This window comes from Gemmiger qucibialis (assembly GCF_027689445.1).
GTDB lineage: Bacteria > Bacillota > Clostridia > Oscillospirales > Ruminococcaceae > Gemmiger > Gemmiger qucibialis.
In genome coordinates, this window is the sequence record NZ_JAQFEN010000001.1 from 625,044 (window position 1) to 643,470 (window position 18,427).

The 18,427-nt window shown below is 58.1% G+C and carries 18 protein-coding genes; 3 read left to right on the plus strand and 15 right to left on the minus strand.

Annotation, left to right across the window (positions count from 1 at the left end; all coding sequences use genetic code 11):
• Positions 1-266 precede the first annotated feature (266 nt).
• From PG062_RS02850 to PG062_RS02860, 3 genes are all read right to left on the minus strand, one after another.
• Positions 267-974, minus strand: coding sequence for a methionine ABC transporter permease (locus tag PG062_RS02850; RefSeq protein WP_270751029.1), 708 nt, complete (start codon positions 972-974; stop codon positions 267-269).
• On the minus strand, positions 967-1,971 hold the full coding sequence (locus PG062_RS02855; protein ID WP_270751030.1) for a methionine ABC transporter ATP-binding protein: 1,005 nt from the start codon (positions 1,969-1,971) through the stop codon (positions 967-969). The genes PG062_RS02850 and PG062_RS02855 overlap by 8 nt, the downstream gene beginning before the upstream one ends.
• Positions 1,972-2,223: 252 nt before the next feature.
• Positions 2,224-3,165, minus strand: a complete 942-nt coding sequence (locus PG062_RS02860; protein WP_270751031.1) for a MetQ/NlpA family ABC transporter substrate-binding protein — start codon at positions 3,163-3,165, stop codon at positions 2,224-2,226.
• Positions 3,166-3,941: 776 nt separating this feature from the next.
• On the opposite strand from PG062_RS02860, the gene PG062_RS02865 reads away from it, so the two are divergent.
• Positions 3,942-4,358: an RrF2 family transcriptional regulator gene (locus PG062_RS02865; protein WP_114001283.1), complete on the plus strand. Its 417-nt coding sequence runs from the start codon at positions 3,942-3,944 to the stop codon at positions 4,356-4,358.
• A gap of 205 nt (positions 4,359-4,563) precedes the next feature.
• Here the strand turns inward: PG062_RS02865 and PG062_RS02870 are convergent, their stop codons facing one another.
• Complete coding sequence (locus PG062_RS02870; protein ID WP_270751033.1) at positions 4,564-5,958, minus strand: SGNH/GDSL hydrolase family protein; 1,395 nt, start codon at positions 5,956-5,958, stop codon at positions 4,564-4,566.
• Between the two features lie 398 nt (positions 5,959-6,356).
• Entirely contained in the window at positions 6,357-7,022 is a 666-nt protein-coding gene (locus PG062_RS02875; protein WP_242979619.1) for an ECF transporter S component, read from the minus strand.
• A gap of 171 nt (positions 7,023-7,193) precedes the next feature.
• Between PG062_RS02875 and pdxR the strand changes: the two genes are divergently transcribed.
• Positions 7,194-8,621: a MocR-like pyridoxine biosynthesis transcription factor PdxR gene (gene pdxR, locus PG062_RS02880; protein ID WP_114001155.1), complete on the plus strand. Its 1,428-nt coding sequence runs from the start codon at positions 7,194-7,196 to the stop codon at positions 8,619-8,621.
• A gap of 139 nt (positions 8,622-8,760) precedes the next feature.
• On the opposite strand, the gene PG062_RS02885 is transcribed toward pdxR, so the two are convergent.
• Positions 8,761-9,615, minus strand: a complete 855-nt coding sequence (locus PG062_RS02885; protein WP_270751035.1) for a hypothetical protein — start codon at positions 9,613-9,615, stop codon at positions 8,761-8,763.
• Positions 9,616-9,705: 90 nt separating this feature from the next.
• On the opposite strand from PG062_RS02885, the gene PG062_RS02890 reads away from it, so the two are divergent.
• A complete protein-coding gene (locus PG062_RS02890; RefSeq protein WP_270751036.1) occupies positions 9,706-9,981 on the plus strand; it encodes a hypothetical protein in 276 nt (91 codons plus the stop codon).
• Between the two features lie 81 nt (positions 9,982-10,062).
• Here the strand turns inward: PG062_RS02890 and PG062_RS02895 are convergent, their stop codons facing one another.
• From PG062_RS02895 to PG062_RS02935, 9 genes are all read right to left on the minus strand, one after another.
• A complete protein-coding gene (locus PG062_RS02895) occupies positions 10,063-10,902 on the minus strand; it encodes a putative RNA methyltransferase (protein WP_270751037.1) in 840 nt (279 codons plus the stop codon).
• Positions 10,899-11,579: a hypothetical protein gene (locus PG062_RS02900; protein WP_270751038.1), complete on the minus strand. Its 681-nt coding sequence runs from the start codon at positions 11,577-11,579 to the stop codon at positions 10,899-10,901. Before PG062_RS02900 ends, PG062_RS02895 begins: the two co-directional genes overlap by 4 nt.
• 18 nt (positions 11,580-11,597) lie before the next feature.
• Positions 11,598-12,890, minus strand: a complete 1,293-nt coding sequence (locus tag PG062_RS02905; RefSeq protein ID WP_270751039.1) for a DUF1015 domain-containing protein — start codon at positions 12,888-12,890, stop codon at positions 11,598-11,600.
• A gap of 49 nt (positions 12,891-12,939) precedes the next feature.
• Complete coding sequence (locus PG062_RS02910) at positions 12,940-13,584, minus strand: Rnf-Nqr domain containing protein (protein WP_114000169.1); 645 nt, start codon at positions 13,582-13,584, stop codon at positions 12,940-12,942.
• On the minus strand, positions 13,562-14,476 hold the full coding sequence (locus tag PG062_RS02915; protein WP_270751041.1) for an Rnf-Nqr domain containing protein: 915 nt from the start codon (positions 14,474-14,476) through the stop codon (positions 13,562-13,564). Before PG062_RS02915 ends, PG062_RS02910 begins: the two co-directional genes overlap by 23 nt.
• Complete coding sequence (locus PG062_RS02920) at positions 14,454-15,473, minus strand: RnfABCDGE type electron transport complex subunit D (protein ID WP_270751043.1); 1,020 nt, start codon at positions 15,471-15,473, stop codon at positions 14,454-14,456. Before PG062_RS02920 ends, PG062_RS02915 begins: the two co-directional genes overlap by 23 nt.
• A gap of 17 nt (positions 15,474-15,490) precedes the next feature.
• Positions 15,491-16,144: a ribulose-phosphate 3-epimerase gene (gene rpe, locus PG062_RS02925; protein ID WP_270751044.1), complete on the minus strand. Its 654-nt coding sequence runs from the start codon at positions 16,142-16,144 to the stop codon at positions 15,491-15,493.
• Positions 16,145-16,240: 96 nt separating this feature from the next.
• Positions 16,241-17,374 carry a UDP-galactopyranose mutase gene (glf, locus tag PG062_RS02930; protein ID WP_270751045.1) on the minus strand — a complete coding sequence of 378 codons (1,134 nt, stop codon included), beginning with the start codon at positions 17,372-17,374 and terminating at the stop codon, positions 16,241-16,243.
• A 14-nt stretch (positions 17,375-17,388) separates the two neighbouring features.
• Entirely contained in the window at positions 17,389-18,348 is a 960-nt protein-coding gene (locus PG062_RS02935; protein WP_114000164.1) for a glycosyltransferase family 2 protein, read from the minus strand.
• Positions 18,349-18,427: the final 79 nt, after the last annotated feature.

Below are 18,427 nucleotides of genomic sequence, written 5' to 3' on the forward strand. Positions count from 1 at the left end.
CTGCGGGCGTCTGGCATGGCGAAGGACGCAGTGGATGTTTTAAAACGTCGTTTACGTTTTTGTTTCTCTCTTTCGAGTACACTGTTATTATACGGGCAGATTATGGAAACCTCGTTAAGGAGTTCTGAACGATTTGGTAAGATTTGGTGAACAAATTTTGAATAAGCAAAAGCGATGCCAATAAGCCCAAAAGCACACAAAAAGCGGCTGGCCGTGCAGGTGATTTTGTCTGTACGGCCAGCCGTTTCGCTTTTTATCGTTTTATTTTAGCCTTTGGTTTTCTGCACGCGCTTGTCGCACCTGGTGGCCAGGCGGGTGCCAATGCTTTGCAGCACCTGTACCAGCACAACCAGCAGCGCAGTTGCAAAAATTTCCAGCACCAGGTTATAGCGGTAGTAGCCATAGTTGATGGCAACCTTGCCCAGGCCGCCGCCGCCGATCACACCTGCCATAGCGCCATAGCCCAGAATGGTTGTGGCAGCAATGGTTGCGTTGGCAATCAGGCTGGGCATGCTTTCGGGGATCAGCACCTTGGTGATGATCTGCAGCGGGGTTGCCCCCATGCTCTGGGCTGCTTCCACCACGCCGGAATCCACCTCACGGATGCTGGTTTCCACCAGACGGGACACAAACGGGAAGGATGCAATGACCAGCGGCACAATGGATGCCACCGTGCCAATAGAAGTGCCCACGATCAAGCGGGACAGCGGAATGACAATGATCATCAAGATCAAGAACGGCACACTGCGCAGCAGGTTGATTACGCCGTTCAGCAGCCGCATGACCCAGCGGGGCAGCGGGCGCACACCACCGGGCTCACCCGTTACCAGCAGCACACCAAGCGGCAGGCCGATGACCAGTGCAAACAGGGTGGCCACCACGGTAGAGTAAAAAGTGTCCCAGGTTTCTGCCGGGATGGAAGGCAGAACATCCAAAAAAGTCTGCCAGTCCTTCGATGCAAAAAATTCAGCCATTGCTGCCCACCTCCTCGTAGGTAATGCCGGGATAATTCTTGATGTAATCCAGCGCCTTGGCAGCGCCTTCGCCTTCCGGCAGGGCCAGCAGCATGCTGCCCAGCGTCTGGCCGTTTACCACGCGGGTGTCCGCTGCCACAATCGAAACCAGCGCCCCGCACTCAATGGCAAGGCTGGCTACCAGCGGCTTATCGGTCGTCTGGGTGCCGTTAAAGGCAACACGCACCATTTTGCGGCCGGGCAGCAGCTCGCGCTCCGGCGTGCCCGCCGGGAACACCAGCCGCTTGGCAGCGTCGGAATGCGGGTTCGAGAAGATATCCCGCACACTGCCCTGCTCTACCACGGTGCCGTTATCCAAAATGGCAACGTGGCTGCACACATCCTCCACCACGCTCATCTGGTGGGTAATGATAACCACCGTAATGCCCATTTCGCGGTTGATCTTCTGAATCAGCTGCAAAATGGCGTGGGTGGTGTTGGGGTCCAGGGCACTGGTGGCTTCGTCACACAGCAACACCTTGGGGTTGGTGGCCAGGGCACGCGCAATGGCAATGCGCTGCTTTTGCCCGCCGGAAAGCTGCGCCGGGTAAGCGTCCGCCTTGTCCGGCAGGCCAACCAGCTCCAGCAGCTCCCTGGCGCGGGCTGTGGCTTTCTCTTTGGGCACACCGGCCAGTTCCATGGGGAAGCAGATGTTCTTCAGGCAGGTGCGCTGCATCAGCAGGTTGAACTGCTGGAAGATCATCGTGATCTCCCGCCGGGCATTGCGCAGCTCTGCGGGGCTCAGCTGCATCATTTCGCGGCCGTTCACGATCACCTTGCCCTCGTCCGGGCGTTCCAGCATATTGATGCACCGCACCAGCGTGGACTTGCCTGCGCCGGACATGCCGATAATACCGTAAATATCGCCGTCCTGAATTTCCAGGTTGATGTCGTTCAGGGCAACCACCGTTGCGCCCGCTGCGGCAAACCGCTTTGTCAGGTGTTGGATCTGGATCATAATTTCTGGCTCCTTAATCCCAAAATTCCCTGTGTCCAGAGGTGGGCACAGGGGATAATGAGAGTTTACTTTTTATTTAGGGCAATACCGCATAATTCTAAGTGCCGATACGGCGAGCGAGGTGCGGCAGATGCTAAGCCAAAAGCGCAGATAATACTTTGTGTATTATCGAGCATTTTGGCAACGCAGATGCCGTGCCGCAGCCGCCGGAGCGGTGCTTAAGCCGTCAGGCGGGAATTGTGCGGTGTTGCCTTAGAAAACGGCAACCACCGCACCGTCATAGGTGGAATCGATGTAATCCTTCACGGTCTGGCTGGTCAGGGCAGCAACCAGTGCCTTGATGGCGGGCTCGTTCTCGTTGCCTTCTTCTACAACCAGCAGGTTGGTGTAGGTCTGGGCAGCTTCAGAGGTTTCATCCTCAACGGCCAGGGCGTCCTTGCTGGCAGAGAAGCCAGCCGTGGCAGCATAGTTGCCGTTGATAACAGCAAAGTCAACGTCGGACAGGGTACGGGGCAGCTGGGCAGCTTCCATCTCTACCAGCTCAATGTTGTGGGGGTTATCCACAACATCGTTCTTGGTGGCGGCCAGGCCAGCATCCTCTTTCAGGGTAATGATGCCCTGGGTAGCCAGCAGCTGCAGGGCACGGGCTTCGTTGGTAGTATCGTTGGGAACTGCAATCTTGGCACCGTCAGCCAGGTCGTTCAGGCTCTTGGTCTTGCCCGGGTACAGGCCAAGCGGCTCGTAATGGATGGCAGCAACGCTTACCAGGTGGGTGTTGTTCTCCTTGTTAAAGTCCTCCAGGTAGGGGCCGTGCTGGAAGTAGTTGGCATCCACTTCGCCAGACTCGGTTACCAGGTTGGGCTGCACATAGTCGGTATATTCAACCACATCCAGGGTGATATCTGCCTTTGCCAGGATATCGCCAGCCACTTTCAGAATCTCGGCATGCGGCACGGGGGAAGCAGCCACCTTGATGGTGGTGCCAGCCAGTGAAGCATAGTCAACGGCAGCATCATAGCCATCACCGGTAAAATCGACGGCATCGGAGGCATCCGATGCAGTTTCGCTGGAAGCAGTGCTGGCGGCTTCGCTGCCGGAAGCGGCCTCAGAGGTGGAAGAAGCGGCAGTAGAACCGCAAGCGGCCAGGCTGAGTGTAAGGGCTGCGGCCAGAACAGTAGAAATCAGCTTTTTCATGGTTGTTATCTCCTTTTTGTTACGGTTATTTTTCCGGTTTGTGTTTGTTTTAAGTTATGTTGTGGTGTTCCCTCAAACAGCGCAACACATTCGCACACCGGGCTGCTTACAGCGGGGACTGTATTTCATTGGTAACCCACCCTTTCTATCCAGATAAACGCGGGGATAAAATATTTATGGCAATGCCGCATAATTCTAAGTGCCGATACGGCGAGCGAGGTGCGGCAGATGCTAAGCCAAAAGCGCAGATAATACTTTGTGTATTATCGAGCATTTTGGCAACGCAGATGCCGTGCCGCAGCCGCCGAAGCGGTGCTTAAGCCGTAAGGCGGGAATTGTGCGGTGTTGCCTTATATAAAGCAAAAGCGGCGGCGTACCGTTCCCGGCACGCCGCCGCTGCACCCCTGCTGTTAAATGCGCGCAGGGAAAACAGGTACAGGCTGCCGGAGCAAACTGCACATGCACATCATCATACCATCACGGCGTTCTGTGGTTTTCATTCTGACAGCACTTCCTTTCCCTGCTGAACCAGCACCTTTGTGGTGCGGCACATTTGTTTTTCGCTATGGCGCAAGTATAGCCCCATTTGGCGCGGTTGTCAAGCGTATTTGTACATTTCAGCATTTTCCTATAAGTTTAGCAGGTTTATAGAGTGTAAAATCTGCAATATGTCAGAAAATCGCCGCGGCCCGCCCCGCCTGGCAGCGCCAAAGGCTTGCCGCACGGGCAAAAATCTGCTATGATAAAGGCATCAGACATCAGGAGGCATTAACACCGTGAAGTTTTCAACCAAGGACCGCTATGCACTGCTTTTGATGGTGGAACTGGCCAGCGCCACCCCGGGGGAGTATCTGCCCCTTAAAGCAGTCAGCGATAATCAGGGCATCAGCGTAAAATATCTGGAGCAGATCGTTGCCCCGTTAAGCAAAGCCGGCCTTGTAGAAAGCGGCCGCGGCAGCCAGGGCGGCTACCGGCTCAGCCGCCCTGCCGCCCAGATCACTGCGGGCGATATCCTGCGCGCGGTGGAGGGCGAGATTGTCCCCGTTCCCTGCCTTGCCACTTCCGCAGAAAGCTGCCCCCACCGCGCCCAGTGCGAGACCCTGGGCTTTTGGGAAGGGCTGAACCAGGTCATTAACCAGTATATTGACAGCGCCACGCTGGAAAAGCTCAGCAGCGAATATCTTTCCCATTAAGGCACATGATAAAGAGAAAGCGCACGTACCTGCTATCATTACAGGTACGTGCGCTCTTGTTATTTCCTGTTCTTTTGGGCAACACCGCACAATTCCCGCCTTGCGGCTTAAGCACCGCTCCGGCGGCTGCGGCACGGCATCTGCCGCACCTCGCTCGCCGTATCGGCACTTAGAATTATGCGGTATTGCCTTTGTTTTTCCGGCATTATGCTTCGGGGGTGCTATCGCTGTTTTCGGATGCCCAGTCGGGGGTATCTCCCGATCCGCTGGTGCCGGAATCTGCAGGCGCATCAGGGGCCGGAGCTTCCGTTGCGGTGGGTTCCTGGGTCGGTTCCTGGGTCGGTTCCTGCGTTGCAGCATTGGGGTCCTGTGCGCCGCAGCGGGTGCAGTAGCCGTTCTGGAAGTCATGCCCCAGGGCATTCACATACTCGCTCTTATAATCCTTGCTGGAATCCTCATTGCAGTGGTAGTAGGTGTAGCCCTGCTCCGTGCAGGTGGGGGCGATGATCTCACTCCAATAGGTGTATTCCGGGTCCGGGGTCGCGGTGGCATAGCTGCCGCTGGTGCCGTCTGCCCAGTCGGGTCCATTGGAAGAACTGCTGTCGCTGGCATCTTCATCGGGAGCTTCAGTGGTTTCGGGCGCTATGGCAGCGGTGGTGCTGGACACAATGTTGCTCCCAACCGAAACATCCTTATCCCCCGTATGGGTAGGCACGGCGGTCAGGGCCGGGCGGGTATCCTCGGTAATGTAACTGTGGGTGCGGATGTAAGTAAACAGCGCATCCATGGCCTGCTCGGTCAGGTGGATACCATCACTGCTCAGCACATAGCCGCTTTTGGCATAGCCAGTGGAGCTGTCCTTCAGCACCTCGGCGCTGTTCAGGAACTTCCAGCCGTTATCCTGGCACATCTGCACCAGGGCTTTGTTGTATTCATCTACCTGGGTCTGGGTCAGGTTCTGGTTGGAATGCTGCTGGCCCAGCGGCGGAATAGCGTTCACAATGATATCCACACTGGGGTAAGCATCCTGCACAGCCTTGATGCCCTTGGCGTAATCGCTGGCAAAGCTGGAAGCGCTGTAGCTGGAGCTTAAATCGTTGGTGCCAAAGGTCAGAATCACGCGGCGGGGCTGCATCAGGGCAACCGCTTCCGGCATCGTCTTGTAGCCGCTGTAGCCCTGGAACTGCACGCAGGCATACGTTGCCAGGGATTTGCCGGACATACCCACCGAGCCAATGGCATTATCATAACTGCAATAATTGAAAATGCGGTACATGCGGGCGGTGTTGGAATCGCCAAGGAAGAGTGTTTCGTCCACATAGCTCTGGCCCGCATCGGCGCTTTCTTCCAGAATGGTGGAGCTGTACTTGTTGGTATCGATCGTATTCTGGTTTTTATCATAGCTACTGTCCGCCACAAGGGGTTCCTGGGTGGCGGCGGAATCCGCTGTGTTATCATTCTGCCGTGTGGTGCTGCCCAAGCCGCGCACAATAAAGAACGCTGCCCCCACGGTGATGAGCACCGCTGCAAAGCACAGCACCAACACCAGATACATTTTTTCTTTTACATCCATCCCGGCACGGGTCGTTTGTTTTGCCATGATATTTCCTTTCCGTTCCTGGCAGGGTTGCCTGGTATCTATCAGGGGTGTAATGCCCTTGTGGCAACACCGCACAATTCCCGCCTTACGGCTTAAGCACCGCTCCGGCGGCTGCGGCACGGCATCTGCGTTGCCAAAATGCTCGATAAGACATCCAGTATTATCTGCGCTTTTGGCTTAGCATCTGCCGCACCTCGCTCGCCGTATCGGCACTTAGAATTATGCGGTATTGCCCTTGTATTTTCTGACCTCAATACATAGGTTCTATTTTACACCATTTTGCGCTTCAGCACCAGTGGTTTCCGTTTTTTTCATATTTTGCACAAAAATGGCACCTGCCATTTGCGGCAGGTGCCATTCAGGTAATATATTTTATCGCTTATTTTCCATGGTTGCGTTTATTCTGGTTTATCGGCTGCGGGCAGCAGGTTTGCTTTGCGCAGAGCGGGCACCAGCGCCAGGAACAGCACCACAGCGCACACGGTGGACAGCAGAGAGTTGATCAGGGTAACGCCGCTGGTGATCTTAGCCACGGTGGAAGCCAGGTCAGCCTCTTGACCAAAGATATAGCGGTTACGGAAGTAGCCCAGGAACGGGTCGGTGAACACATTGACCAGCAGGCCACTGAATGCAGAGCCGATAACGGCAACGTAATACTTAACGCCGTCCGCTGCGCTGAGATCCTGCAGCTTGAACACCTTGTGAGCAAACACGCCGCAGACAATGCCGATGATGAATTTAAGGATAAAGGTGGTGATGGCATAGCCCGGATCACCGGCCATGATATCGGCCAAAGCAAGGCCGATGGCACCAGCCAGGCCACCGGAAACGCCGTCCAGCATCAGGGCGGTCAGTGCGGTAAAGGTGTTGCCCAGGTGGAAAGAAGAACCGGTGCCCAACACGTTGGGAATGCGGAAAAACTCATACGCAACAAAGCTGAGCGCAGCCATAATACCGATGGTTGCAATTTTTTGGGTGGTGAATTTGGTTTTGCTGAGTGCAGCGATCAGGATACCGAGCGCCACAACAACGAACAGCAGGAGCCACATAACAGCAGTAGACATGGATGATACTTCCCCTCATTTTGCTATTTTCCCCGTTCCTTTGTAGTCTATTTACTTGACAAAGGAAACCGCTTGGGATATGCTCTATTATAGTCTTATCTGGCATGATATAAATAGCCAGTAAATTTATTTTTTATGGTGCCAGATTATAAAACGTAAGGGGGAACCGTCATGATTGAACTGCATCCTGAAAAAAAAATGCCGCTGTATGAGCAGCTCTATAACGCACTTGCGCAGGATATCCGCTCCGGTGCCTTGCAGCCAGGCAAGGCTTTGCCGGGGCGGCGCACCATGGCGGCCCAGCTTGGCATCAGCACCAACACAGTGGATACTGCCTACCAGATGCTTGCGGCGGAAGGGCTGGCTGTCACCCGGCCCCGCAGCGGCTTTTTTGTTCAGGAAACCGGCGGCATGCTGCACACCCGCCCGCAGCACAGCGTGGTTCCCGCCCCAAAAGCCACGCCAAAAAATACAGTCAGCAATCAAGACGATATTTTATACGATTTGTCAACCGGCAGTATAGATACTTCCCTCTTTCCTGCCCGCAGCTGGGGGCGCATCCAAAAGGAACTGATGTACCAGCGGCCGGAGCTGCTGCAGCGGGGTGATATGCAGGGGGATGAAAACCTGCGCGCCCAGATTGCCGCCTACCTTGGCGAATACCGCGGCGTGGACTGCACAGCGGATCAGGTCGTGGTCGGGGCCGGGGTGGAGTACCTGCTGGGCTGCCTGGCACACCTGTTTGCGGGCAGCACCGCCGCGGTGGAAAACCCCGGCTACAGCCGCACCCGCGCCGTACTGGAAAACAACGGCATCCCCTGCGTACCAGTGGAAATTGACGAAAGCGGTCTGCCGATCCGCGCGCTAGAGCAAAGCGGAGCCAACCTGTGCTATGTTACCCCCAGCCACCACTTTCCCACCGGCGTTACCATGCCGGCCCCCCGGCGCGCGCAGCTGTTAGCCTGGGCCGCCGCCAAACCGGGGCGCTTTATCCTAGAAGACGACTATGACTCAGAGTTCCGCTTTGCCACCCGCCCACTGCCCAGCTTACAGGGCATGTCCGGCGCCAACGGGCCGGTGGTGTACCTGACCACCTTTTCCAAAAGCCTTGCCCCCGGCATGCGCATTGCCTGCATGGTGCTGCCGCAGGGGCTACTGGAACGCTACCAGAGCGATTTTTCCATGTACGCCAACACCGTCAGCCGATATGAGCAGCAAACACTGTGTGAGTTCATGGCCAACGGTTATTTTGCCCGCCATATTGCCCGGATGCGCCTGACCTACAAGCGCCGGATGGAAGCCTTTGCCGCCGCCCTGCACGCCGGGCTGGACCCGGATTTGACGCTGGCGGGGGCACACTCCGGTCTGCATTTTTTGCTCACATTACCGGGCGCGGGCGGCGAACAGGCCATGGTGCAGGCCGCGGCCAAACAAGGGGTGCGGCTGAAAGGCTTGAGCGAATATTATATGCAGGATGCCGCTCATTGCCGCCCCGATACTGTGGTGGCGGGCTATTCCGGCCTGCAGGCGGAGGACATTCCCGCCGCGGCGGCCGCGTTGGGCCGGGCATGGCGGCAAATGTCACACTCCATCATTTAATAGGCACGATACAATGTAGGCCCGTCCGGGGACGCCGACCCCTACAAATATTTATTCGCACATCATAAATTTTGCACGGGCAATACAGCCAAGCTACGGCGGGGTCAGGTGACCCCGCCCTACCGGGCAATTTGCGGCGTTATTCCCCTGCCCCCATCCTCAGCACCTCCTGCACCGTCTGCTGCCCGTTTTCTGTCAGGGCAAGCTCCCCTTCGGGGCGGCTGGTGAAGCTGGGCAGGGCGGTTTCCACTACCAGCGCGGGGACGGTGCTGAAATAGTTGAATACACTTTCCAGCGTGTTCCAGTCCTGCGCCTGAAAATCCGTTAAAATGCGGGCACTGGCCTGCCGTGCCTGGCCTGGCAGGGCGGCAAGCTGCTGGGGGTTTTGGCGGAATAAGGCCGCGGTGTAAGCTGCCAACAGCCGGGCTGCTCCGGCATCAGTCTGCCCTGCCCCCAAATCACGCAGAGCGGTTTCGGCAGTGGCAGCCTCGATTTCTGCCACAAAGTTCTGGTGGGGGTCTGTATCCTCCTGCAACGCGGCCATATCCAGCCGCACGGTGGTGCCCTGCTCCCAAAAGCTGGCATAGCAGCTGGGCGTGGCCGCAAGGTAGTGTTGTGGGGCGGTACCAAGGGTATCCCCCAGCAGCTGAGCTGCCCGTGCCGGGCCAGCCGCCAGATAAGCTGCGGCCAGCGTTGTGGTGCCGCTGGGGGCGGCAAGCTGCATGTTGCCGGGCAAGCCGCACAGAGTCAGCGTGGCGGCAGGGGCATCCATGCGCAGCAGGATAAATTCGGGTTCCTCTTTCTGCACCGCCAACAACAGGCTGCCCATATAGCGGGACGCCGGGTCTACCTGCACTGCCGTGCCCGCCGCATTGGCGCGGCGCACGCGCTCCTGCATCTGGCGCTGCATGGCAAAATACTCCACCAGCCCAATCATGGGCAGCAACAGCAGCAGGGTAAGCGCCAACGCGCTGAAAAATAACCGTATCCGCATAAAACATACTCCTTTGCCGCATACTGTAATTACAGTTTAGGCCGCCGGAACGCAGCTTAAACCCAACGCAAAACAAAGGAGTGTTTGCCCATGCTTCATCGCCCTTACGGCCCACGCGGCGCGGAAAGTGAAGACCCCGAATTTTGGACCGACCTAACGCGGAACAGCGACTTTTTGCCGGAGCCCGGCATTGTCAACCCGGTGCTTCGCAGCGCCCAGGAACCTTATACCCCTGCCGATGCCCACCAGGACCGGCAGACCATTGACGACGAAAACCTTGCCAGCCACAACGACCCGCTTGGCAGTTGGACCGGCGTTCCCGACCAGGCGGACGAAATGCCGACCCAGGACCAGGACGACCTGTAACCACGCATAAAATAACAGGCACAGCCTTTTGCCGCATTGCGGCGCGTAAGGTTGTGCCTGTTGTTTTTACTTTTTGTTCCATTATACCCGGCGGTAAGCAAGGAAGCGGAAGCCGATTTCGGTCGTCAGGCTCTGCTTTGCCGCAAGGCGGAGTGCCCCGACGTGCGGGGTTTTCCAGAAATAGGGGGTCATGGCAAACAGGTTGCGGATCTGGTCGCCCTCCACCGTGATGGTATCCGTCACGGTGCGCTCTCCGATCAGGGTAAAGCCAGAGTATTCTGTCTGCTGTTCTGCGTTTTCATACGGCTCATCGTACAGAACTTCTTTCAACCCGTACAAATGCCGTGCCGTTGGCACTGCGTACAGCAGCACACCGCCGCTGCGCAGCACCCGGCAGAACTCCTGCCCGGCAAAGGGTGAAAAGATGTTCAGCAGAACATCCGCCCAGCTATCCCGCACCGGGGCGCTGAAGCTGCCGCCCACCGCAAAAGCGGCTTCCGGCAGTAGCTTTGCCGCAAGGCGGATGGCATCCTTGGAAAGGTCGAACCCGGCCAGTACGCAGGGACGGCCCTGGGCGGCAAAGGCATCATACACCACGCGGTCATAACTGCCTTCGCCGCAGCCGGCATCCAGCAGGTGGGTCTCACCGCATTCGGGTGCGTATTCCAGGCAGAGCTCGGCCAGCGCTTTCTGGAACGGGGCATAATACCCCGCCTGCAAAAAGGCACGGCGGGCGCGCACCATGGCTTTGCCGTCACCGGGGTCCGCCGCATGGCGCCTCTGGATGGCCAGCAGGTTGACATACCCTTCCTTGGCCATATCATAGCTGTGGCCCTGGGGGCAGCGCAGCGAGGTTCCCAGCGGCATCAATGCGCCGCCGCACACCGGGCAGCGCAGGGCCGCTGCCGCCTGCGGGGTCATTCGTCATCCTCCGCCGGAACCAGATTTTCCGCCGGAACGGACAGCAAGTGGAACTCTGGCACCAGCTCCGGCAGCGGACCTTCGCCCGCAATGGGGGCGGTAGCTCCGCCGTGGGCGGCCATATACTCTTCAAAGTTGGCAAACTTCTGTTTGGGCGGGCGGCGGGAAATCATCTCCAGGCCCGGATCTTCCTCTCGCGGTTCACGGTTCACCCGGCTGCGGGGGGCTGGCTGCGGGGCGCGCCGCGGTGGGCGCGGCGGTTCCGGTGCAGGGGCCGCGGGGGCACGGCGGGCAGCATTGCGCTGCGGGGGCTGCACAACAGGTTCCTGCGGCGGGCGGCGGCGCGGCGGCTGGGGGGTGGGCTGGGGCTTTTGCTGCCCGCGCGGGGGTTGGCCGTTCAGCTGCGGAGCCGCAGGGCGGGCCTGATTGGCGTTATTGGGGCGTGCAGGGCGCTGGGCCGGTTTGAGGGCAGCGGGCTTTGCCGCATTGCTGCGGTTATTCGGGGCTGCCTGCCGGGGCGGGCAGGGGCGGGATGCATCTTTGGGCTGTGGGGCCCGTGGGGCGGGGTTCTGGGCCGGGGCATCCCCATGGGGGGTGTGGCGGCGGCGACGGCGGCGCGCTGCTGTGGACTGAGCATCGCGCACGGCGGGCTCAGCGTTTTTTTCGTTGTTCGGCATAATTGGCTCCCTGTATCGTCAGTCCGGCATGGTCAGACTGCGGCATTCATTATAGTAACGTTTTTCCTCGGCATGGCCCATGCTAAAAGTCTTGCGCGGCAGCACGCCGCCCAGCACAACACCTTTGAACAGGTCTGCTTTGGCAAAGTCCGGCATCAGCAGGGCTGTGGCCGGTTTGGCGGGGTCTGCAGCCATGGCGCGGGCAGCCGCGGCACCGTGGATGTAATCCACCGTCACGCCGGGGTTCTGGGCCAGATAATCCCCAATAAAATGTTCCGTGGTGCCCACGGCCAGCGGGTCCGGGGTGTTGGCAGCGTCAAAGGTGATCTCTGCACCGGCACCGGCCAGCACGATATGCTGGTCGCCGCCCTGGAGGGCTGCGCCGTGCTGTTCCAACCAGCTGCCAAAGTCTGCGGCAACGGTGTTGGCGTCCACGCCAAACAGCACACGGTGGATGGGCTCAATCTCAATCGCCGGGGAATGCACGTTGCACACTTCCGCCAGGCACCAGCGCGCCGGGTGGGTCTGCTGCTGTTCCGGCGGCAGGGTGGGTTTCAGTTCTTCCCAATAGGCTTTTGCTGTGGCAAGGGAATGGTTGCCATCACCAACCGCCAGCGTCATGGGGGGCTGGCCGGCTGCGGCAGGCCAGCGTGCGGCAAAAGCAGCGGCATCGCCAAGGTTTGCCAGCGCAGTGTTGATCTGCTCCACCAGCGCGGGGTCCTCCACGGCCCAACCGGCCAGGTGGCCGCCGTTCAGCATCAGCGCGCCATCATACAGCAGCGGCAGCTCCGCCTTATGGGCGGCAATGGGTTCAATCAGGGTACAGGCTTCATCGTCGGCCAACATCATCACATGCGGGGTTTCCAGCTGGGCCCCGCGGCGGATCTTGAGCCGGGGCGGGATGCGCGCCACCACTGTGCTCTCGCTGGGGCGGATGGCGGGCTTGCTGCCTTTTTTAAAGCTGTACTGTTCCAGGTCCACAGCACCCACCAGACCCTGGCGGATGGTACCGTCCATCTGGGTGCGCTCCACATACACATAGCCATGTACACAGCGGGTCAGCAGGTTATCGCGGTAATCCTGCATGGCCGCACGGATCGCCGCAAGGCGCGATTCTTCCTGCGGGGTTCCAAGGTAAGCTTCCGGCAGAACAATGTGCAGGGTGCTGGGTTTCCCCTTTGCCAGTTCCTCCGCTTTCTGCCAGTATTCCGGCTGGGAGGTAAACTGATCCACCGCAATGCAGGCCCACGGGTCCAGCGGGGTCGCTGCACCGGGCAGCAGGATATCAGCAGGGATAAAACAATTCTGCATGGTAATCACTCCTCTTTCACGGATGCCGTTTTTTACGTCCGGGCGCGGCTCAATCCACAGTGCCAACCAGCCCGTAAATTGCCAGCGAGAGAATGCCGATATAAATCAGCACACTGGGCAGGCCGCGGAATATATGTGGGATATCTTTGCTGCGCAGCCGGCGGCGGCCTTCATCCACCACCAGCACGGCGACCAGGTAGCCCACGCCGCTGCCAAAGCCGAAGCCGATGGACTGCAGCAGGTTATAGTTCTGGCTGGCTGCAACCAGCAGGGTGCCCAGCACGCAACAGTTGAAGGTTGCGCCGGGCAGCTGTTCGCGGCAGGCATCGCGGCTTTTGGGGAACAGGCCCAACAGCAGCCACACAATGCCCATAGCGATCAGTGAGCAGTTCAAAAACACCAGCGGGCGCAGGGCGTTGACCGGCAGCCAGCCGGGCAGCACCTTTGCCAAAGCGGGCAGCGCTAAGCTTTGGGCAGCCCAACCCATGGGGGCGCTGATGGTCTGTACCAGAATGATGGGAATGCAGTACTGCCATGTGCTGATTTTGGGGTCGTTGACCAGCTTGTTCAGTCGGGAAACGCCCAGCGCGCGGAAGAACACTGCATTCTCCGCAAACACAGCCATGACGGCGTAGGTCAGAAACTGCGCCACAGCCTGCAAAACGGAAAGCTCAGCGCTTGCGTTTATTGCCATACAGATGACGCACCTCCTCGATCTTATAATGCACATAGGCACCGCCGATGGCGGTCCACACGGCGGCAATCAGGCCAATGATGATAAACCCGGTGCCCGGCTGGTCGGCCAGCGGCAGCGGCGCCACGGGAAATACCACGTTGCCGAACACGGTGCCTTCCGCCAGCAGTTCACGCACAGCCCCCACCAGCAGCACCGAAAAGCAGATACCAATGGTATTGTTGATGCCGCGGCGGAACGCCTCGCCCACCGTTTCCAGGTCGTTGGATTCCATACGTTTGATCACGGCGGGCTCCACTACCAGCATGGGCAGATAGATCCCCAGCAGCGAAAGATCCGCCCCAAACAGGTTGTACAAAATGATATAAGCCGGGATATACACAATAGCGGCAGCGTAAGAGTATACCACACCGCGGAAGCGGTTGCCGGTCAGGTGGCAGATTGCCACAGCCAACATACGGGTTGCCGTTACAAGCAGAATGGCGGCAGCGCACAGCATCCAGGCATTCTGGCCGCTTACAGCAGCCGCCACAATGGGTGCCAGCCCCAGACCGCGCACCATAACGGGGTTATTCAGCCACAGGTGGTCATCATGGATATTCTGGGCCAGCTCTTCCTCGGCCTCTTTGCGGGTCTTGGGCTTATTGGCGGGCTGGACCGTTTTGGGCTTTTCGGCCGTAGGTGCTTCCTGCTTGCTTTCTACCGCTTTCTGCTCCGCCTGGGCGGCGGCCAGGGCTTCCTGCTCGATCTGCTCGGCGGTTTTGCCCTGCTCTGCGGCGCGGCGCGCCTGTTCCAGCATTTCGGGGGTCAGCTGGGGGATGATAACGGTTTGGGAATGTTCCTGCAGGGTCGGCTTTTTGTTGCTGTTCTTACGGTTCTCTGTGTTGGGCAAGGCGCTTTTCCTCCTTCCGCATGAATCTGATCCTTTCTGCGCGCTGGGCCAGGCGGTCCAGCCATTCGGGGAAAGCACCAGCCAATACAATGGCGAAGCATACGCCGGTTTCGTATACGCTGTAATAGCGGAACGCCGTTGCCATTGCGCCCAGGAACAGGCCGTAAATCAAACGGCTGCTCCAGCGGTTGGGCTGCACCACCGGCTCGCACGCCAGGAATATCCCGCCAAACAGCATGCTGCCGGAAAGCAGGATATACTTTTCCAGGTAGATGCGCTGGCGCACATATTCCCATGGGGCACTCAGGGCTGGAAGTTCGTTCAGGTTGGGCAGCAGCCAGGGCACCAGTACGCATACCGCAAGGTACGGCACAAAGGTAGAAAGCTGCATGTGGCCGCGCACCAGCAGGTACAGCCCACAGGCCACAATGACCAGAATAGCGCAGCAGCCCAGCGGCCCAGCCACATTACCGGTCAACAGGTTGATGGTACTGTCAGACGGCAGGCCGCCGGCAGACAGGGTGGTGTTGTTGCCTTGGGTCAGCACCACTCCGGTGCTGCTGAAAAGTGCCAGCACTGTACCCGGTGCCGGGTAGGACGACATGACTCGCGGCCATGCCAGCGTTGCCGCCACCAATCCCACCGCCGCCGGGTGGAAGGGATAGTGCCCCTCTCCGCCGAACGCTTCTTTGACAAGCACGGCAATGATCGTTGCCGTGACCACCATATAATACGGGGCCGAAGCCGGCATCATCAGCACAATCAGTGCAGCAAAAGCTTCGCTGGAAGGCTCATGTGCGCGGTACCCCGCCGCATGCAGCGGGGTAACAACACAGTCCGCCACATACGCAGTCAGCAGCCCGGCCGCCATCATCAGCAGCGGGCGCGCCCCGTAATAAAAACAACTGACCGCCAAAAGCGGGACAGTGCAAAACAAAATGTCCCAATAATAATCATAGTTTACACTTTTGGTGATCCTATCATGACGTTTTGGCATGGATACTCCTTTGGGGGTTACAGCGCCCGAACCTGTTTGGCCAGCGCGGCACGGTCCTGCGCCTTAAAGAACGCGCTGCCCATGACCAGCACACTGGCTCCGGCCTGGGCGCACAGGGAGGCGGTTTCGGTGTTAATGCCGCCGTCCACCTCAATGCGGGGGGAAACACCGCGCCGGTTGCACTCTGCCTTGATGGCTGCCACACGGCTGACGGTTGTGGGGATGAACTTCTGCCCGCCAAAGCCGGGCTCCACCCCCATGACCAGCACCAGGTCCAGTTCATCCAGGTAGGGGAACACTGCCTGCGGCGGGGTAGACGGGCTGATGGTCAGGCCCACCAGGCACCCAGTCTCCCGCACAGCGGCAATGGTCTGCCCCACATGGTTGGGCACAGCTTCAATGTGGAAATTGATCAGGTTTGCCCCTGCTGCCGCAAAATCCTGTGCATAGCGTGCAGGGTCGGAGATCATCAGGTGAACATCATAAAATGCTTCCGGCACGGCCTTTTTCAGGCATTTCAGCACCGGCGCGCCATAGGTGATGTTGGGTACAAAGTGGCCGTCCATCACATCAAAATGCACCATGTCTGCACCGCACACCATAGAATCGGCCGTTTCGGCGGCAAGGTTGGCCAGATCGGCAGACAGGATGGAAACACTCAATTCCGTCATTGCTTTGTCCTTTATCTCAAATTGCACAGCATCATTCCCGCCGCAGCGGTATTTGGAATCATGCGGTTTTGCTATAAATCCTGATTTACGCCTGCCTTATGCTTTGTACTGGTTGATCTTATCCATCTGCACAGCAACGCAGGCCAGCGCGCTTTCAATTACCTTGTCCATATCATAGTACTTATACTCGCCCAGGCGACCGCCAAACACAACGTGCGGCTCGGCATCGGCCAGTGCCTTGTACTTGGCGTACAGGGCGCTGTTCTTGTCATCGTTGACCGGGTAGTACGGCTCGTCGCCCGGCTTCCACTCAGCGGAGTATTCGCGGCTGATGACCGTCTTGGTGCCCGGCTCGGTGGAGCCGAACTCAAAGTGCTTGTGCTCAATGATGCGGGTGTACGGGGTTTCGGCATCGGTGTAGTTGATGACAGCGTTGCCCTGATAGTTGGGGCAGGCCAGCGTTTCGGTTTCAAAGCGAACGCTGCGGTACTGCAAGGTGCCCAGGGAATAATCAAAATAAGCGTCAATGGGGCCGGTGTAGATCACACGGTCAGCCAGAGCATCCAGTTCAGCCTTGTTAGCCAGGTAGTTCACACCCAGGCGAACTTCCACACCCTGCAGCATGTTGGCCACCATCTGGGTGTAGCCGCCGTTGGGAATACCCTGATACAGCGCATTGAAGTAGTTGTTATCAAAAATCAGGCGCACCGGCAGGCGCTTGATGATGAACGCCGGCAGCTCAGTGCAGGGGCGGCCCCACTGCTTTTCGGTATAGTGCTTGACCAGCTTTTCGTAAATATCGGTGCCGACCAGGTTGATGGCCTGCTCCTCCAGGTTTTTGGGCTCGGCGGTAAAGTGGGCAGCGCGCTGCTCCTCGATCTTTGCCTCGGCCTCGGCGGGAGTCACAACGCCCCACATCTTGTTGAAGGTGTTCATGTTGAACGGCAGGTTGTACAGTTCGCCCTTATAGTTTGCCACCGGAGAGTTGGTATAGCGGTTGAACACAGCGAACTGGTTCACATAGTCCCACACTTCTTTATTGTTGGTATGGAAGATATGTGCGCCATAGCGGTGGACATTGATGCCCTCAACATTTTCGGTGTAGATATTGCCGGCAATGTGGTCGCGCTTATCGATCACCAGGCAGCTTTTGCCTGCCTTGGTAGCCTGCTGTGCAAACACTGCGCCAAACAGACCAGCGCCGACGATCAGGTAATCATACTGTTTCATGGGGAACCTCCTTGTTATTTGGCAGAATGGCTGAACGGATCAGCGGAACGGTTTTTCCACTGCTGCACCTGCTGCAGGTGGAATTCAAAATCGCGGTCATCCTTTGTCAGCTGGCTGGAAAGGATCACGCCGGAAATAAACAGCAAAAGCGCCGCCACCAGTACGCAGGCACACACGATCAGCGTAGGGAAGCGCGGCACAAGGCCGGTGGCAAAATATTCGCCCAGAACAGGGGCCAAAAAGCACAGGCTGATAATGCCAAGCACCGCAGCCAGGGTGCTGAAAAAGCCGAACGGGCGGTAGTTTTTATACAGCCGTGCAATGGTGCGCAGCACGCGGAAGCCGTCCGAATAGGTATTCAGCTTACTTTCGCTGCCTGCGGGGCGGTCACGATAGTCAATGATCACATTCTCCACCTGCATGTTGCGGTGCAGGGCGTGGATGGTCATTTCGGTCTCGATTTCAAAGCCGCGGCTCAGCACCGGGTAGGTTTTGACAAACTGGTAGCTGAACGCACGGTAGCCCGTCATGATATCCTTGATCTGGCCGCCGAAGAGGTTGTTGGTAAAAAACCGCACCAGGTCGTTGCCAAAATTGTGGAACGGGCGTTTGTTCTGGGTGTAATAGGTGGAGGAAAGCCGATCCCCCACCACCATATCAGCCTGGTGTTCGGTGACGGCTTTGACCATTTCCGGGGCCGCTTCCGCCGGGTAGGTATCGTCGCCGTCCACCATGATATAGGCTTCGGCGTCAATTTCGCGGAACATGCGGCGGATGACGTTGCCTTTGCCCTGCTGGTATTCGTGGCGCACCACGGCACCGGCTGTGCGGGCCAGCTCTGCCGTGCCATCGGTAGAGTTGTTATCGTACACATAGATCGTAGCTTCCGGCAGAACGCGGCGGAAATCCATCACAACCTTTTGTACTGTCTGAGATTCGTTATAACAGGGGATAAGAACTGCTATTTTATCCAATGATATTCACTTCCCTTTTGCGGGTAGATTTTTGTGTTTCAGGTGCGTGATTTTGGGGTATGCAGCGGGGTGGGTTATA

What these genes read in the sequence shown, in the direction of transcription:
- PG062_RS02855 (WP_270751030.1), bottom strand. Translation starts at nt 1,971, where the DNA reads ATGATCCAGATCCAACACCTGACAAAGCGGTTTGCCGCAGCGGGCGCA.
- glf (WP_270751045.1), bottom strand. Translation starts at nt 17,374, where the DNA reads ATGAAACAGTATGATTACCTGATCGTCGGCGCTGGTCTGTTTGGCGCA.
- PG062_RS02905 (WP_270751039.1), bottom strand. Translation starts at nt 12,890, where the DNA reads ATGCAGAATTGTTTTATCCCTGCTGATATCCTGCTGCCCGGTGCAGCG.
- PG062_RS02860 (WP_270751031.1), bottom strand. Translation starts at nt 3,165, where the DNA reads ATGAAAAAGCTGATTTCTACTGTTCTGGCCGCAGCCCTTACACTCAGC.
- PG062_RS02890 (WP_270751036.1), top strand. Translation starts at nt 9,706, where the DNA reads ATGCTTCATCGCCCTTACGGCCCACGCGGCGCGGAAAGTGAAGACCCC.
- PG062_RS02910 (WP_114000169.1), bottom strand. Translation starts at nt 13,584, where the DNA reads ATGGCAATAAACGCAAGCGCTGAGCTTTCCGTTTTGCAGGCTGTGGCG.
- PG062_RS02850 (WP_270751029.1), bottom strand. Translation starts at nt 974, where the DNA reads ATGGCTGAATTTTTTGCATCGAAGGACTGGCAGACTTTTTTGGATGTT.
- PG062_RS02885 (WP_270751035.1), bottom strand. Translation starts at nt 9,615, where the DNA reads ATGCGGATACGGTTATTTTTCAGCGCGTTGGCGCTTACCCTGCTGCTG.
- PG062_RS02895 (WP_270751037.1), bottom strand. Translation starts at nt 10,902, where the DNA reads ATGACCCCGCAGGCGGCAGCGGCCCTGCGCTGCCCGGTGTGCGGCGGC.
- pdxR (WP_114001155.1), top strand. Translation starts at nt 7,194, where the DNA reads ATGATTGAACTGCATCCTGAAAAAAAAATGCCGCTGTATGAGCAGCTC.
- PG062_RS02920 (WP_270751043.1), bottom strand. Translation starts at nt 15,473, where the DNA reads ATGCCAAAACGTCATGATAGGATCACCAAAAGTGTAAACTATGATTAT.
- PG062_RS02900 (WP_270751038.1), bottom strand. Translation starts at nt 11,579, where the DNA reads ATGCCGAACAACGAAAAAAACGCTGAGCCCGCCGTGCGCGATGCTCAG.
- PG062_RS02875 (WP_242979619.1), bottom strand. Translation starts at nt 7,022, where the DNA reads ATGTCTACTGCTGTTATGTGGCTCCTGCTGTTCGTTGTTGTGGCGCTC.
- PG062_RS02870 (WP_270751033.1), bottom strand. Translation starts at nt 5,958, where the DNA reads ATGGCAAAACAAACGACCCGTGCCGGGATGGATGTAAAAGAAAAAATG.
- rpe (WP_270751044.1), bottom strand. Translation starts at nt 16,144, where the DNA reads ATGACGGAATTGAGTGTTTCCATCCTGTCTGCCGATCTGGCCAACCTT.